The organism is Pseudomonas sp. MYb193 (genome assembly GCF_002966775.1).
Classification (GTDB): domain Bacteria; phylum Pseudomonadota; class Gammaproteobacteria; order Pseudomonadales; family Pseudomonadaceae; genus Aquipseudomonas; species Aquipseudomonas paracarnis.
This window is the reverse complement of record NZ_CP023269.1, coordinates 612,986-629,689: the sequence shown is the minus strand read 5'-3', so window position 1 is coordinate 629,689 and position 16,704 is coordinate 612,986. Positions and strand designations below refer to the sequence as shown.

Here is a 16,704-nt window from a genome sequence, read left to right as displayed (position 1 = left end):
GTTCATTCCTTATTTTTTGTGAAACGCCGCAAATCCAGGGTCATTGGCAACTCATCGTTTACCGTTACACTCGGCACCGGCAGCTTGCCCGGGCTATGCCCCAAGCGGAAAAACCGCGCCATGCGCCGGCTCTCCGCCTCATTGGCATTCACCGGCAGGCTGTCGTAATTGCGCCCGCCCGGGTGCGCCACATGGTATTGGCAGCCACCCAACGAACGCTGCATCCAGGTGTCGAGCAGGTCAAATACCAGCGGCGCATGCACGGGGATGGTCGGTTGCAGGCAGTTGGCCGGTTGCCAGGCGCGGTAACGCACGCCCGCCACGAACTCGCCGACGCGGCCGGTTGGTTGCAGCGGCACCGGCACGCCATTGCAGGTCAGCAGGTAGCGTTGCGGTGGCAACCCGCTCAACTTCACTTGCAGGCGCTCCAGGGACGAATCCACATACCGCACCGTGCCACCCACTGCGCCCTCCTCGCCCAGCACGTGCCAGGGTTCCAAGGCCTGGCGCAGTTCCAGTTCGATACCGCTGACGGCGTAGTCGCCCACCTTGGGGAAACGAAACTCCAGATGCGCCGCGAACCATTCGGCACGCAGCGGGTAGCCGGCCGCGTTCAGCTCGACGATCACGTCGGCAAAGTCCTGCTCGATAAAGTGCGGCAACAGGAAACGGTCATGCAGTTCAGTGCCCCAGCGCGCCAGCTTCGGCGGCGCATAGGGCTCGCGCCAGAACCGCGCGACCAGCGCCCGCAGCAACAACTGCTGGGTCAGGCTCATGCGCGCATGGGGGGGCATTTCAAAGGCGCGCAGTTCCAGCAGCCCCAGGCGGCCAGTGGCGCCGTCGGGTGAGTAAAGTTTGTCGATACAGAATTCGGCGCGATGGGTATTACCCGTCACGTCGATCAGCAGGTTGCGCAACAGGCGATCCACCAACCATGGCGGGCAGTCCTCGCCCGGTGCCGGCATCTGCGCGAAGGCGATTTCCAGTTCATACAGCGCATCGTTGCGCGCCTCATCTACCCTGGGCGCCTGGGAGGTGGGGCCGATAAACAGGCCGGAGAACAAATAGGACAACGACGGGTGGTTATGCCAGTAGCTGATCAGGCTGCGCAGCAGGTCCGGTCGGCGCAGGAAGGGCGAATCCTTGGGCGTCGCACCGCCCAGTACGAAGTGGTTACCGCCACCGGTGCCGGTATGGCGCCCGTCGATCATGAACTTCTCGGTGGTCAGGCGGGTTTGCCGAGCCTCTTCGTAGAGGAATTCGGTGCGTTCTACCAACTCGTCCCAGGTGGCGGACGGCTGTACGTTGACCTCGATGACACCGGGATCTGGCGTGACCCGGAAATTGCTCAGGCGCGTATCCGCTGGCGGCTCGTAGCCCTCCAGCAGTACCGGGCAATGCAGCTCTTCGGCGGTGGCCTCAATGGCAGTCACCAGCTCCAGGTAATCCTCGATGCGCTCCAGCGGCGGCATAAACAGGTACAGGCGGCCTTCTCGTGCTTCGGCGCACAGCGCGGTACGGGTCAGCCAGTCGGCGGACTCGTCGACCTTGGGCACACGCTCGTCGTCCGGGGCCGGCTCGCCATGGCTGCGCAATTGCGCCGCAGTGGGAAGCTCGGGCTGGTCCTGGTTCGGGTCGGTGGGGTGTATGAACGGATACTCAGCCGCCGTCACCCAGGGCTGGGAAGCCAAGGGCAGCCGGTAACCCAGCGGCGAATCACCCGGCACCAACCGGCAATGGTTGTCGCGCAGGTACCAACGCCCACTCTGCCAGCGGTCATTGGCCGCAGTCCGTGCCAGCGGCAGCACCTGGCCGATGACTTTATCCAGGCCCTGGCTGAACACTTTGCGCAGGCGCTCACGCTCCAGGTCGTCGCTCAAGCGTGGGTCCTGGGCAGTGACGTTCTGGGGCAGGGTACCTTCGCGCCACAGGTAGTAGAAATTGTCCTCGAACGCCGGGAACACAAAGCGCGCCGGCAGTTTCAGGCGCTCGGCGACGCTGGCCAGGAAACGCCCGGCCATCACCCCATCGGCGCCGTAGTCTTCTTGCTCATCGGCGATCAGTGCGCTGTTGTGCCAGATCGGCACGCCGTCGCGGCGCCAGTAGCAATTGAGCGACCAGCGCGGCAGTTGCTCGCCGGGGTACCACTTGCCTTGGCCGAAATGCACCAGACCCTTGGGCGCATAGTGCTGGCGCAGGCGCTGGAACAGCTCGGCCGACAGGCGACGCTTGTCCGAGCCCAGGGCTGCGGTGTTCCATTCGGCGCCGTCTGGGTCGTCAATAGAGACGAAGGTCGGCTCGCCGCCCATGGTCAGGCGTACGTCGTCCTTGAGCAGGTCGCCGTCGATCTGCCGGCCCAGGGCCTGGATCGCCAACCATTGTTCTTCGGTGTAGGGCTTGGTCACCCGTGGCGCTTCCCAGATGCGCTCCACCGACATCTCATGGGTGAACTCGCATTCGCACGGCTCAACCAACCCACTGATGGGCGCAGCGGACGATGGGTCGGGGCTACAGGCCAAGGGAATATGCCCTTCACCGGCGAACAACCCGGATGTGGCATCCAGGCCAATCCAGCCCGCGCCGGGCAGATACACTTCGCACCAGGCGTGCAGGTCGGTGAAGTCCACCTCGGTACCGGACGGGCCGTCGAGGGCTTTGACGTCGGCGGTCAGTTGAATCAGATAACCAGAGACAAATCGCGCCGCCAACCCGAGGTTGCGCAGCAATTGCACCAACAACCAGGCCGAGTCGCGGCAGGAGCCGGACGCGTTTTCCAGGGTAAATTCCGGGGTTTGCACACCCGGCTCCATGCGAATCAGGTAACCGATATCGGCGGCCAGGCGCTGGTTGAGGCCGACCAGGAAATCCACAGCAGGCAGCGGCGTGCGGTCGATACCGGCCAGATAGGCGGCAAGCCTTGGCGTCAGCGGCAAGGTTTCCAGGTACGGCGCCAGCTCGCGCTGCTCATCAGCGGCGTAGCTGAACGGGATATTTTCGGCGTAGGGTTCGAGGAAAAAATCGAACGGGTTGAACACCGCCATCTCGGCGACCAGGTCGACTTCAATGCGCAACTCGTCAGTCTTTTCCGGGAACACCAGGCGCGCCAGATAATTGCCCTGGGGGTCTTGCTGCCAGTTGATGAAATGCTGCTCGGGCAACACCTTCAGCGCGTAGGACAGTATTCGCGTACGGCTATGGGCTGCCGGGCGTAGCCGAACGATCTGTGGGCCGAGTTCGACAGCACGGTCGTAGCGGTAATGCGTAACGTGGTGCAACGCGACATGAATCGACACGGCGGCCTCCTGCGAGCCAGGGCATAAGCACAACGCGCGCAAGACTTATGCCACAGCAGCAGTCATTGCACTAAAACGTCAGGCCCGGTGCAGTACAGCACCAAAACGGCGCCAACGTTGTGGCTATGGTGCAGGCGCTGCACACATTTGTAGCGCCGGGCTGAGGGCAGGTGGTGAATCTACCCAATCAATGGTGTTTGTGTTGGGCAATCATGGCCTGGCGCAGGCAGCGGACTTCGACCAGTTTCTGGCGCATTTCACGGTGGCGTTTGCTGTTGAACAGCAATAACCCAATTAATGGAAACACCAGGCTCAAGGCATATACCACCCCGTTCGGTTGATCATTGAGTGTTGGCAATACACCCAGAAAGCATACCCCCAGCAGCAACACTAGCGGCCACATCCATTGGGGACGCCCGCGTGCGATCATGAAATTGCAGTGCACAATGACTAGCGTGAGTGCGATACCCGCCAGGAAGGAGTATTTGGCATTATCTGCCATGGACAGGCTTGGCATATAGCTATCGAAGAACACCGGAACCGCAAACACGAGGGTGAAAATGCAGACGAATATCGCCCCCATAAAGACGGGGAAATACGTCGACAGAAAACTGCGAATGCTAGGCAGCTCGTTCATTGTTCGGCCTCCTCATACAGACCTATGGCAATTGTGCGTACGTTCCCTGACACCGCACTACCGGTAAAACCGATGGCTGCGCCCAACGCGTCCTTGATCTGCGTGACCGTTGCATGCTTGACCTCGGTGGGCGTGAACCGCTTAGGCAACTCGCCCGACAACTGCTTTAACTTGATCATCTTGGACGTCAAGCGTGGGTCGTTGATGCTCAGCAGCTCTTTGGTCAACTTGGCGCGCTCCTGTCGATTCAGGCCCCTGAGCACCTCTCTCACACTTTTCCCGGTAGAGGCCTTATTCAGCCGCACCAGCTTGACCGTTGCCAATGCCGATGAACCCACCCCAACCAACGACGCCGCATCCAGGGCAATCATGGTGTATTGGTACCACTCCTCACTGTCGAGCTGATCATTGCGCGCGGGGTTGCGGATCTCATTGATGGTGCGATAGCCGCTGGCAAAGCACTGCACAGAACTGGCTGCCGCGGCCGTATAGCCGAGCGCCACGACCACCGAACTGGCCCCCGCCGAAAACGGAACTGCGACGGAACCACTGAGCACCACGATCCAACCGATGACCGCGCCGGCACACGATAGCGTGGTATTGACCGCTTCGCCCACCAATCGGGACTCACGCGGATTGTCTTGCACCTGCTGAGCGAATTGCGTTGGCGCGATGTACTTCTGCGCCTCACGCAGGATCAAACGCTTGGGTGCGATGCTGCAGATGGGCTGAAATTCGCGCAGGGTGACAACGTTGAAATCGGCATCGATATACACAACACCTGCACCGACAATGGCGGGGTCGGCATCGATGGCGGCGAACAGCCGTGGCAGGTTGATCAGGCTCTCGATACGCTGGCGCGCCATAAATTGAGAGCGGTTGGAATCCATGCCGATGTTGAACAAGGAGCTGCCCATAAGTGTTCTTCCTTGAAATTGAGAGTGCCGCGACCGGCCTCATCGCAGGCAAGCCAGCTCCCACACTTGAAATGCATTCCCCTGTGGGTGCTGGCTTGCCTGCGATAGCAATCTAATGGGCGCTACCCTAACAAACAGGCCACCCACCGCCAATAAATCTACAGAATCAACGGGCTTTGCGTTGCGCAATGGCCGCTTGGCGCAAATGGCGGATTTCGAGCAGCCGCTGGCGCATTTCACGATGGCGCTTGCTGTTGAGCAGCAACAAACCCAGCAGCGGAAACAGCACCGCCGAGCCGTACACCAGGGTATTGAGGCCGTATTGAATCATCGGCAACACGAACAGCAGGCAACACACCAGATAGCCCGCCACCAGCCGGGTCGCCCAGGGGTACCCGCGTGCAATCATCACATTGCCAAACACCAGCACCGCTACCAGCATCAGGATTGCCGCCCCGGAGTAGTTGGCCTTGAGCGCCGGCTCAACCCCGCGCAAATAGGTTACGCCCGCCGTGGACACAGCCACCGAACCAGAGAAAATCGCCATGAAGATGGTGCCCATGAACACCGGAAAATAACGCGCAAGGAAACTGCGCCTATCGGGAAACCCCTTCATTCCGTCAATTCCTCATACAGGCCAATGGCAAGCGTCGACGCCGAGCCGACGTGGCCGGTTCGATAGCTGCCCCAGATACCCAACATGCCGCCCAAGGCGTCCTTGAGCTGTGTGAGCGTGGCATGACGAATTTCCGTGGAGCTGTAGCGCTTGGGCAACGTGCCGGCGCGCTGCTGCAACTTGAGCAACTTGGGGGTCAGGCTCGGGTCTTTGAGACTGAGCAATTCCTGGGTCAACTTCTTGCGCTCCTGGCGATTCAAGCCCTTGAGCAATTCATACCAGCTCTTGCCCAACGCAGCGGCTTTTTTGGCCTTGAGCAGCCTTAATGTGGTGAAGGCTCCCGTTCCGATCCCTACCAATGACGCGGCATCGAGAATCGGTGACACCGCGCCATACCACTGGGCGTCGTCCATGCGGTCGTTGGCATCTGGGTCAAGGATCTCGTTATAGGTCCGGGCCACGCCAAACCCGCACTGAGCGCTGCTGGCCAGCGCCGCCGTGACACCGATACCCACCACAAAAGCACTGGCACCGGCGGTGAACGGTACGGCGACGCTGCCACTGAACACCACGATCCAGCCGATCACCGCCGCCCCACAGGAAAGCCCCATGTCAAAGGCCTCCTTCTGGAGGCGCCCTTCACGGGGGTCGGTCTTCACCTGCTCGACAAACTGCGCCGGCGAGATGTACTTCTGCGCCTCGCGCAAAATGACGCGCTTGGGTTTGATGCTGCAGATGGGCTTGAATTCGCGCAGGGTGATCACGTTGAAGTCGGCGTCGATGTACACCACGCCAGCGCCGACGATGCTGGGGTCGGCGTCAATGACGGCGAACAGCCGCGGCAGGTTGATCTGGCTCTCAATGCGCTGGCGCGCCATGAATTGGGAGCGGTTGGAGTCCATGCCGATGTTGAGCAAGGGGTTGCCCATAAGTGTTCTTCCTTGAAATCGAGAGTGCCCAGACCGGCCTCATCGCAGGCAAGCCAGCTTCCGCACTTGAATACATTCCCCTGTGGGAGCTGGCTTGCCTGCGATAGCAATCTAATGGGCGCCACCTTACCAAACAGACTCACCAGCGACCAGAAAGCAAAACGCCAGCACGAGGCTGGCGTTTTGCATTTCAGGCGTCGATCAACGCGGCACCACCGGCTTGCGCGTAGGCTTGCTGCCCTTGCCCTTGGCCGCATCGCTGCGCTCTTTGGCCGCCTGCTTATTGCGCGCCTGGGCCGCAGCCTTGGCTTGCTCGCGCTTGTCCCAGGGGTTGCTGCCGTCGCTGCCACGGGGTGGCAGGCCGGTGTGCTGGGTGAGGATCCTGGTGGTGGTTTCCTTGGCGACCTTATGGCTGCCGGCCGGCGTCGAGTTCTTGCGCCGGGCGCTCTGGTAGCTGTCGGTGGACGGCTGGTGCAGCGGGATCAACTGGTCCTTGCCCGACCCGATCAGGTCGGCACGGCCCATGCGGGTCAATGCTTCACGCAGCATTGGCCAGCCCTTCGGGTCGTGGTACCGCAGGAACGCCTTGTGCAGGCGGCGCTGCTCCTCGCTCTTGACGATGGTCACCGCGTCACTCTTGTAGGTGACCTTGCGCAGCGGGTTCTTGCCCGAGTGGTACATCGCGGTGGCGGTGGCCATCGGCGACGGGTAGAACGCCTGCACCTGGTCGGCACGGAAGCCGTTGCCCTTGAGCCACAGGGCCAGGTTCATCATGTCTTCATCGGTGGTGCCCGGGTGGGCCGCGATGAAGTACGGGATCAGGTACTGCTCCTTGCCTGCTTCCTTGGTGTACTTCTCGAACATGCGCTTGAACTTGTCATAGCTGCCAATGCCCGGCTTCATCATCTGGTTGAGCGGACCTTCCTCGGTGTGTTCCGGGGCGATCTTGAGGTAACCACCGACGTGGTGGGTGACCAGCTCTTTGACGTATTCCGGCGACTCGACGGCCAGGTCGTAGCGCAGGCCGGAAGCGATCAGGATCTTCTTCACACCCGGCAACGCACGGGCGCTGCGGTACAGCTGGATCAACGACGAGTGATCGGTGTTCAGGTTCGGGCAGATGCCAGGGAACACGCACGACGGTTTGCGGCACGCGGATTCGATTTCCGGGCTTTTGCAGGCGATGCGGTACATGTTCGCCGTCGGGCCGCCGAGGTCGGAGATCACGCCGGTGAAACCCGGCACTTTGTCGCGGATCTCTTCGATCTCGCGAATGATCGACTCTTCGGAACGGTTCTGGATGATGCGGCCTTCGTGCTCGGTGATCGAGCAGAAGGTGCAGCCGCCGAAGCAGCCACGCATGATATTCACCGAGAAACGGATCATGTCGTAGGCCGGGATCTTCTCCTTGCCATACGCCGGGTGCGGTACGCGGGCGTACGGCATGCCGAACACGTAGTCCATTTCTTCGGTAGTCATGGGAATGGGCGGCGGGTTGAACCACACGTCCACTTCACCGTGCTTCTGCACCAGGGCGCGGGCGTTGCCTGGGTTGGTTTCCAGGTGCAACACGCGGTTGGCGTGGGCATAGAGCACCGCGTCGCCGCGGACTTTTTCCACCGATGGCAGGCGAATCACGGTCTTGTCACGGGTCATGCGCGGGCTGGCCAGGATCTGCACAACCTTGGCTTCTTCCGGATCATCCACCGGCCCCTTTTCCTGCTCGATGGCGCAGGCCTGGGTGTCCTGGGTGTTGACGTACGGGTTGATGATCTTGTCGATCTTGCCCGGACGGTCGATGCGCGTGGAATCCACTTCGTACCAACCGGCCGGCGTATCACGGCGGATGAACGCGGTACCGCGCACATCGGTGATGTCTTCGATCTTGTGGCCCCACGACAAGCGCTGGGCAACTTCGACGATGGCCCGCTCGGCGTTGCCGTACAGCAGGATGTCGGCAGTGGCGTCGATCAGGATCGAGTTGCGCACGCGGTCCTGCCAGTAGTCGTAGTGGGCGATACGACGCAGGGAAGCTTCGATGCCGCCAAGCACGATCGGCACGTTCTTGTAGGCTTCCTTGCAACGCTGGCTGTACACCAGGCTTGCACGGTCGGGACGTTTGCCGGCCATGCCGCCAGGGGTATAGGCGTCGTCGGAGCGGATTTTCTTGTCGGCGGTGTAGCGGTTGATCATCGAGTCCATGTTGCCGGCCGCGACGCCGAAGAACAGGTTCGGCTCGCCGAGCTTCATGAAGTCGTCTTTGGACTGCCAGTTCGGTTGCGCGATGATTCCGACGCGAAAGCCCTGGGACTCCAGCAGCCGGCCGATGATCGCCATGCCGAACGATGGGTGGTCAACATAGGCATCACCGGTGACGATGATGATGTCGCACGAATCCCAGCCAAGCTGATCCATCTCCTCCCTGCTCATCGGCAGGAATGGCGCAGGACCGAAACATTCGGCCCAGTACTTGGGATAGTCAAATAACGGCTTGGCTGTTTGCATGACGGTGACCGGTGTGAAGATGAAAAATCGCGGGCGCGGAATATAGCACAAATTTTGACCAATTCCGACGGTAGTAGTCGGAATTGTGGTGGCCCCATCGCAGGCAAGCCAGCTCCCACATTTGGAATGCATTCCCCTGTGGGAGCTGGCTTGCCTGCGATGAGGCCCTTACAGGCGCTTGAAACTACTCGTCGTCGTCGAAGTTGTAGCTACCCGGCGCCAGGTTCTCGAAACGCGTGTACTTGCCGATGAACGCCAACCGGATAAACCCGATCGGACCGTTCCGCTGTTTGCCGATGATGATTTCGGCAATGCCCTTGTGTTCCGTCTCGGGGTGGTACACCTCGTCGCGGTACACGAACATGATCACGTCGGCGTCCTGCTCGATCGCTCCGGATTCCCGCAAGTCGGAGTTCACCGGACGCTTGTTGGGACGTTGTTCCAGGGAACGGTTGAGCTGGGACAACGCCACCACCGGGCAGTTGAATTCCTTGGCCAGCGCCTTCAAGGAACGAGAGATTTCAGAAATCTCGTTGGTACGGTTGTCGCCACTGGAACCGGGGATCTGCATCAACTGCAGGTAGTCGATCATGATCAGGGCGATGTCGCCATGCTCACGCACCAGGCGCCGGGTACGCGCGCGCATTTCGGACGGGCTGATACCGGCAGTGTCATCAATGAATAGCTTGCGGTCGTTGAGCAGGTTGACCGCTGAGGTCAGGCGCGGCCAGTCGTCGTCTTCAAGCTGGCCGGAACGCACCTTGGTCTGGTCGATACGCCCCAGCGACGAGAGCATACGCATGATCAACGATTCGCCTGGCATCTCGAGGGAGTACACCAGCACCGCCTTGTCGCTGCGTAACACGGCGTTTTCCACCAGGTTCATCGCGAAGGTGGTCTTACCCATGGACGGACGACCGGCGACGATGATCAAGTCGGACGGCTGCAGGCCGCTGGTCTTTTCGTCGAGGTCGGTGTAACCGGTGGAAATACCGGTAATCGCGGCATCGGTGTTGAACAGGGTGTCGATGCGGTCGATGGCTTTGGTCAGCAGGTCGTTGACGCTGACCGGGCCGCCGGTTTTCGGCCGGGCCTCGGCGATCTGGAAGATCTGGCGCTCGGCTTCGTCAAGGATCTCGGCAGCGGTGCGGCCTTCGGGGTTGAAGGCGCTGTCGGCGATTTCGGTGCTGATGCCGATCAACTGGCGCAACGTGGCGCGCTCGCGGACGATCTGGGCATAGGCCTTGATGTTGGCGACGGACGGCGTGTTTTTTGCCAGCTCACCGAGGTAGCCCAGGCCACCCACTTGGGAGGTCTGGCCTTCCTTGTCCAACTGCTCGGCCAGGGTTACCACGTCGATCGGTGAGTTCTGGTCGGCCAGCTTGGCGATGGCGCGGAAGATCAGGCGGTGGTCATGACGATAAAAGTCACCGTCCGAGACTTGATCCAGCACGCGTTCCCAGGCGTTGTTGTCCAGCATCAAGCCACCGAGCACAGCCTGTTCGGCCTCGATGGAATGCGGCGGCACCTTCAGGGCAGCGGTTTGCAGATCGTATTGCTCAGGAGCAGAGATTTCGTTCATGGCCACTTGGAATTTGGGGTGTGTAGAAAAACAAAAGGCACGACCTGTAAACAGGATCGTGCCCGATGTTAACCGGCTGGCACGCGAGGTGCCAGTCAGTTAGGTGCGACTTAAGCTGCTACCACGACAACGCGTACGGTGGCTTCAACTTCGGCGTGCAGGTGCACGGCTACGTCGAATTCGCCTACGTTGCGGATGGTGCCGTTCGGCAGACGAACTTCGCTCTTCTGCACTTCAACGCCGGAGGCGGTCAGTGCATCAGCGATGTCGTGGGTGCCGATCGAACCGAACAGCTTGCCTTCGTCACCAGCGGTGGCAGTGATAGTCACTTCCAGCTCAGCCAGTTGGGCAGCGCGAGTTTCGGCCGACGCTTTTTTGTCTGCTGCGGCTTTTTCCAGCTCAGCACGACGCTCTTCAAATGCAGCCAGGTTGGCAGCGGTTGCAGCGGTGGCTTTGCCGTATGGCAGCAGGTAGTTACGACCGTAGCCGGCCTTAACGTTCACTTTGTCGCCCAGGTTGCCCAGGTTGGCGACTTTTTCCAGAAGGATCAGTTGCATGTGAAAATCCTCTAACTTTTAACCTTCACCGTTCGCGTTATCGGCGTCTTTCGACGCCAGACGACCGCGAAAATCAATCAGGCTGTCAACAATGGCCAAGACCACGAGTAACGGATAGATCAGCTGCATGAACAGCAACAGCGTGACGTACAACCCCACCAGCCAAAACCTGGCCAGTCGCTTTTGCGCGGCAAGCCCATGAATCAGGGCCAGCCCGGCAAACACCAGCGGTACGCTGCAAATCGGCGCCAGCAAGGCCATCTGTGGGCCGAAGTTCGGCCCGACAACCATGCACGCCAGCAGCAACATCGCCGGCCCCGCTGGGATTCTGATACTGCGAAACTCGCGACCAAAACCACCCGGGTTGTACAACAACGCCTGCCAATAACGCCCAAGAATCAGGCTCAGCACGCTGACGACCTGCAACAAAGCCGCAATCAGGCCGGTCAGGACCGGGGCAATCAGTGACGCAAACCGCGCTCGCTCATCTACCGACAAATGCTGGTAGAGATCCCCGAGGGCCAACGGCAGGATCTTGACGATCTCCTGCGCCAGCGCCTCGATCTGCGGGCGGAAAGCCGCGCCAAGCATCACTGAGTACACCAACCCCAATGCCACGCTGACCAGCAGCGTGCGGACCCAGGACTCACTTGCGCGCAAAACCAACGCAAGGCTCGATGACCCCAGCAGTACCAGAAGTACCCGTGGATCACCCATTTGCAGCCACCAGATCAAGGCCGGCAACAAACCCAGGGCAAGAACGCCAAGGGCGTCCTTCAAACCGCGCCGCAGTAGCACAAGGCAACCTGCGGCAGCACCCAACCAATAAAGCAACGGCAATGCCGCACATCCAGCCACTACCAGAGTGGCCTGCACGCGACCGCGCATGATGAACTCAGCTAAGGCGCGCATGCATTCAATCCCTTACTACTTGTCGACTGCCCGGTCTCAGCGGCCGTGGCTGTCGGTGTAGGCCAGCAGGGCCAGGAAGCGGGCGCGCTTGATAGCGGTGGCCAGCTGACGCTGATAACGTGCTTTGGTACCGGTGATACGGCTTGGAACGATTTTGCCGGTCTCGGATACGTAGGCTTTCAGAGTGTTGAGATCTTTGTAATCGATCTCTTTCACGTCTTCAGCGGTGAAGCGGCAGAATTTACGACGACGGAAGAAACGTGCCATTTGATAGGCTCCTTAAAAGGTCCGTGGATTACTCGTCAGCGTTATCGCTGTTGTCGCTGTCATCACTATCAGCGCTATCAGCGCCTTCGTGCTCAGGACGGTCGCGACGCTCACGGCGCTCACTGCGGTTTTCTTCAGCCTTGAGCATCTCGGATTGGCCAGTAACGGCTTCTTCGCGACGGATGACCAGGTTACGGATCACAGCATCGTTGTAGCGGAAGTTGTCTTCCAGCTCGGCCAGGGCCTTGCCAGTGCACTCAACGTTCAGCATCACGTAGTGAGCCTTGTGAACATTGTTGATTGCGTAGGCCAGTTGACGACGGCCCCAATCTTCCAGACGGTGGATTTTGCCGCCGTCTTCTTCGATCAGCTTGGTGTAACGCTCAACCATGCCGCCGACTTGCTCGCTTTGATCCGGGTGGACCAAAAAGATGATTTCGTAATGACGCATGAATGCTCCTTACGGGTTGTAGCCTGCCGCTCAAAAACGGTCAGACAAGGAGTGAATGACACTTATGGATCTTGCCGCAGGGGAGGCACATCGGTGCCTGCCAGGAAGGCAAGGGGCGCAATTGTAGAGAAGGGGGAGAAGCGGCGCAAGGTGATTGGTGATTATTTGAACAATCCTGAATAAACACCACAAAACCAATGTGGGAGCTGGCTTGCCTGCGATGACCCTGGCACCGGCAACATCTCTGCCGACTGACACTCCGTCATCGCGAGCAAGCCCGCTCCCACATTTTTATCACTTCTTGGGCTTGGCCTTGGCTTTCGCACCACGCTGACGCTGGGCTTCAAACAGGCAAACACCCGTCGCCACCGACACATTGAGGCTGCTGACACTACCGGCCATCGGCAGGTGTACCAGGTAATCGCAATGCTCACGGGTCAGACGGCGCATGCCTTTGCCTTCGGCGCCCATGATCAGGATGGTAGGGCCGGTAAGGTCCTGGTCATAAATGCTGACCTCAGCCTCCCCCGCCGTGCCCACTACCCACAGGCCGCGTTGCTGGAGCTTCTCCAGGGTACGCGCCAGGTTGGTCACGGCCACCAGCGGAATCACTTCCGCCGCGCCGCAGGCGACCTTACGCACCACCGGCGTCAGGGTCGCGGACTTGTCCTTGGGCACGATCACTGCCAGCGCACCGGCAGCATCCGCCGAACGCAGGCAGGCGCCGAGGTTGTGCGGGTCGGTCACGCCGTCCAGCACCAAGAGCAACGGTGCACCTTCGGTACGGTCTAGCAGCTCGTCGAGCATCGCCTCGCCCCACACCTGGCTCGGGCTGACGTCAGCCACCACGCCTTGGTGAACGCCTTCGACCCACACGTCCATTTCACGACGCTCGGCCTGGCCGATGGCAACCTTATTCTGCGTGGCCAACTCGACCAGCGCCTGTACGCGCGGCTCGCTGCGACCTTCGGCCAACCACACCTGCTTGACGCGCTTGGGATGGTGACGCAGCAGTGCTTCTACGGCGTGCACGCCGTAGATTTTTTCCAGACTCATGACTTGGCCTTAGGTTTGCGCGACCCGCCGCTTTTTGCGGGAGCCGAACCCGCTTTTGGCGGGCCTTTACGGTGTTTACTTGGCTTGCTCGACGGCTTTTCCGCCCCGTGGGACTTTCCCCCAGACGCCGCTTTACCACCGCTTTTGGCTTCGTTGAGCAACTGCTGCTTCAACTCGCGGCTCTTGCGCAGCTCGGCGTTTTTCGCCGCCGCGTCGCTTGGGCGGTAGGCTTCAGGGGCCTTGTCCTTGGCGGAAGAACGACGACCAGCCTTGGCAGGTGCAGGCTCGGCCGTGGTTTTTGCGGTGGCCGCTTTGCCTTTGGACGCAGGCGCTGTGGTTTCACCACGCTTTTTACGACCCGCAGGCTCAGCCGGCTTGTCAGGCATGCCGAAGTCGATCTTGCGCTCGTCGAGATCGACACGCATGACCTGCACTTCAACGGTATCGCCCAAGCGGAAGCTGCGACCGGTGCGCTCGCCCGCCAGGCGGTGATGCACAGGATCGAAGTGGTAGTAATCACCCGGCAAGGCGGTGACGTGCACCAGGCCCTCGACGTAGATGTCGGTCAGCTCGACGAACAGGCCAAAGCCGGTCACGGCGGTGATCACACCCGGGAACGACTCGCCCACGCGATCCTTCATGAACTCGCACTTGAGCCAGTTCACCACGTCGCGGGTGGCTTCGTCGGCGCGGCGTTCGCTCATGGAGCACTGCTCGCCCAGTTGTTCCAGGGCCGCTTCGTCGTACGGGTAGATCCGTGCTTTCGGAATGGTCATGGCACCGGCGCGCTTGACGTGCGGGGTGTTCTGCTTGGAATGGATCACGCTGCGGATCGCACGGTGCGTGAGCAAGTCCGGGTAGCGGCGAATTGGCGAAGTGAAGTGGGTGTACGCCTCGTAATTCAGGCCGAAGTGGCCCTGGTTATCGGCGCTGTACACCGCCTGGCTCAGCGAGCGCAGCATCACGGTCTGGATCACGTGGTAATCCGGACGGTCCTTGATGCTGGCCAGCAGGGCCTGGTAATCCTTCGGCGTCGGACCGTCCTTGCCTTTGTGCAGGGACAGGCCGAGTTCGCCGAGGAAGGCGCGAAGTTTTTCCAGGCGCTCCGGCGGCGGGCCGTCGTGCACACGGTACAACGCAGGAATTTCGTGCTTCTTGAGGAACTCGGCAGTGGCCACGTTGGCCGCCAGCATGCACTCCTCGATCAGCTTGTGCGCGTCGTTACGGGTGGTCGGGGTGATCGCCGCAATCTTGCGCTCGGAGCCGAAGACAATGCGGGTTTCCTGGGTTTCGAAATCGATCGCGCCACGGGTATGACGGGCACCCAGCAACACCTTGTACAGCGAGTACAACTGCTTGAGGTGCGGGACCACGCCAGCGTATTCGGTACGCAGAGCCTTGGCTTCGCTGGTCTTCGGCGTTTCCAGGATGGTGCTGACCTTGTTGTAGGTCAGGCGTGCCTGGGAGTGGATCACCGCTTCGTAGAACTGGTAGTCGGTCATTTCGCCGGTTTTGGAGATGGTCATCTCGCACACCATGGCCAAACGGTCGACTTTCGGGTTCAGGGAGCACAGGCCGTTGGACAGCTGCTCGGGCAGCATCGGGATCACGCGCTCTGGGAAGTACACGGAGTTGCCGCGCACCTGGGCTTCGTTATCCAGGGCCGAACCGATCTTCACGTAGCTGGACACGTCGGCAATCGCGACGTACAACTTCCAGCCGCCGGAGAACAGGCGCAGCTTGCCAGGCCTGGCTTCGCAGTAGACCGCATCGTCGAAGTCGCGGGCATCTTCGCCGTCAATGGTGACAAACGGCAGATGACGCAGGTCGATGCGTTTTTCTTTGTCTTTCTCTTCGACTTCCGGCTTGAGCTTGGCGGCTTCTTTGAGCACGGCCTCAGGCCAGACATGAGGGATATCGTAGGTGCGCAAGGCAACGTCGATTTCCATGCCCGGCGCCATGTAGTTGCCGACCACTTCAACGATATCGCCCTGGGGCTGGAATCGCGCCGTTGGCCAGTGGGTGATTTTTACCTCGACGAACTGGCCGACCTTGGCGGCGCCATTACGGCCCGGGGTGATCAGCACTTCCTGCTGGACCTTCGGGTTATCCGGCACAACGAAGCCGATGCCGCCTTCTTCGAAGTAACGGCCGACGATGGATTCGTGGGCACGGGACACCACTTCGACGATCACGCCTTCACGACGACCACGGCGGTCGAGGCCAGAAACCCGCGCCAGCGCACGGTCGCCATCGAACACCAGACGCATTTGCGCCGGGCTCATGAACAGGTCGTCGCTGCCATCGTCCGGGATCAGGAAGCCGAAGCCGTCACGGTGGCCGGCAATGCGACCCAGGATCAGGTCCAGCTTGTCGACCGGCGCGTAAGTGCCACGACGGGTGTAGATCAATTGAGCATCGCGCTCCATCGCACGCAGACGGCGGCGCAGGGCTTCAAGCTGGTCTTCGGTGGTCAGACCGAATTCTTCAACCAGTTGCTCACGGCTAGCAGGCGAACCACGATCGGCGAGGTGCGCCAGGATCAGTTCGCGGCTAGGAATAGGGTTTTCATATTTTTCCGCTTCACGAGCGGCCTCGGGATCGAGGGACTGCCAATCGGCCATTAGAGAGTTTTCACCTTGTCTATATGCGGGTTAGTTTGGCATACGCGTATTGAAACGGGAAATTTCAGGTATCAACAAGCGTTTAAAAGCCCTTTGCGACCCCCGGCGCGCACCTTGCACGACCACTGGCGAAATTTTCCAGGCTTTTTTCATGGCAGGGGTTTACAGCTCAAATATCGCTCCGTATAGTGCGCGCCATCGACGACGGCAACGTTGTTGATGCTGCCCAGGTGGTGAAATTGGTAGACACGCCAGCTTCAGGTGCTGGTGATCGCAAGGTCGTGGAAGTTCGAGTCTTCTCCTGGGCACCAAATTCAGATCAAACCCGCGAAAGCGGGTTTTTTCGTTTCAGGCCTCT

At 60.4% G+C, this 16,704-nt stretch carries 13 protein-coding genes and 1 tRNA gene; 1 reads left to right on the top strand and 13 read right to left on the bottom strand.

The features are described 5' to 3' along the window. Positions 1-2 precede the first annotated feature (2 nt). The 13 genes from CLM72_RS02745 to rnr all read right to left on the bottom strand — a co-directional run bounded on the left by CLM72_RS02745 (position 3) and on the right by rnr (position 16,346). On the bottom strand, positions 3-3,293 hold the full coding sequence (locus CLM72_RS02745) for a DUF2126 domain-containing protein (RefSeq protein WP_105225564.1): 3,291 nt from the start codon (positions 3,291-3,293) through the stop codon (positions 3-5). 187 nt (positions 3,294-3,480) lie between these two features. Continuing rightward, positions 3,481-3,930, bottom strand: coding sequence for a hypothetical protein (locus CLM72_RS02740; RefSeq protein ID WP_105225563.1), 450 nt, complete (start codon positions 3,928-3,930; stop codon positions 3,481-3,483). Beyond that, positions 3,927-4,847, bottom strand: a complete 921-nt coding sequence (locus CLM72_RS02735) for an NAD synthetase (RefSeq protein ID WP_105225562.1) — start codon at positions 4,845-4,847, stop codon at positions 3,927-3,929. Before CLM72_RS02735 ends, CLM72_RS02740 begins: the two co-directional genes overlap by 4 nt. A gap of 166 nt (positions 4,848-5,013) precedes the next feature. Next, positions 5,014-5,463 (bottom strand): hypothetical protein, encoded by a 450-nt coding sequence (locus CLM72_RS02730; protein WP_105225561.1) that lies wholly within the window; start codon positions 5,461-5,463, stop codon positions 5,014-5,016. Then, the gene (locus CLM72_RS02725) at positions 5,460-6,392 is read right to left on the bottom strand and encodes a hypothetical protein (protein WP_014716676.1); all 933 of its coding nucleotides are present in this window, start codon (positions 6,390-6,392) and stop codon (positions 5,460-5,462) included. Before CLM72_RS02725 ends, CLM72_RS02730 begins: the two co-directional genes overlap by 4 nt. A gap of 201 nt (positions 6,393-6,593) precedes the next feature. Beyond that, positions 6,594-8,897 carry a YgiQ family radical SAM protein gene (locus tag CLM72_RS02720; protein WP_105225560.1) on the bottom strand — a complete coding sequence of 768 codons (2,304 nt, stop codon included), beginning with the start codon at positions 8,895-8,897 and terminating at the stop codon, positions 6,594-6,596. A gap of 184 nt (positions 8,898-9,081) precedes the next feature. Beyond that, positions 9,082-10,479 (bottom strand): replicative DNA helicase, encoded by a 1,398-nt coding sequence (dnaB, locus tag CLM72_RS02710; RefSeq protein ID WP_003188079.1) that lies wholly within the window; start codon positions 10,477-10,479, stop codon positions 9,082-9,084. A gap of 110 nt (positions 10,480-10,589) precedes the next feature. Next, on the bottom strand, positions 10,590-11,036 hold the full coding sequence (rplI, locus tag CLM72_RS02705; RefSeq protein WP_003171376.1) for a 50S ribosomal protein L9: 447 nt from the start codon (positions 11,034-11,036) through the stop codon (positions 10,590-10,592). Between the two features lie 18 nt (positions 11,037-11,054). Beyond that, positions 11,055-11,948 (bottom strand): hypothetical protein, encoded by an 894-nt coding sequence (locus CLM72_RS02700; RefSeq protein WP_034125655.1) that lies wholly within the window; start codon positions 11,946-11,948, stop codon positions 11,055-11,057. Between the two features lie 36 nt (positions 11,949-11,984). Beyond that, on the bottom strand, positions 11,985-12,215 hold the full coding sequence (gene rpsR, locus CLM72_RS02695; RefSeq protein WP_002551829.1) for a 30S ribosomal protein S18: 231 nt from the start codon (positions 12,213-12,215) through the stop codon (positions 11,985-11,987). A 28-nt stretch (positions 12,216-12,243) separates the two neighbouring features. Next, positions 12,244-12,666: a 30S ribosomal protein S6 gene (rpsF, locus tag CLM72_RS02690; protein ID WP_003236224.1), complete on the bottom strand. Its 423-nt coding sequence runs from the start codon at positions 12,664-12,666 to the stop codon at positions 12,244-12,246. A gap of 294 nt (positions 12,667-12,960) precedes the next feature. Next, the gene (rlmB, locus tag CLM72_RS02685) at positions 12,961-13,722 is read right to left on the bottom strand and encodes a 23S rRNA (guanosine(2251)-2'-O)-methyltransferase RlmB (protein ID WP_003188074.1); all 762 of its coding nucleotides are present in this window, start codon (positions 13,720-13,722) and stop codon (positions 12,961-12,963) included. After that, positions 13,719-16,346: a ribonuclease R gene (gene rnr / locus CLM72_RS02680; RefSeq protein ID WP_105225558.1), complete on the bottom strand. Its 2,628-nt coding sequence runs from the start codon at positions 16,344-16,346 to the stop codon at positions 13,719-13,721. Before rnr ends, rlmB begins: the two co-directional genes overlap by 4 nt. Before the next feature lie 224 nt (positions 16,347-16,570). On the opposite strand from rnr, the gene CLM72_RS02675 reads away from it, so the two are divergent. Then, a tRNA-Leu gene (locus tag CLM72_RS02675) sits at positions 16,571-16,657 on the top strand. Positions 16,658-16,704 lie beyond the last annotated feature (47 nt).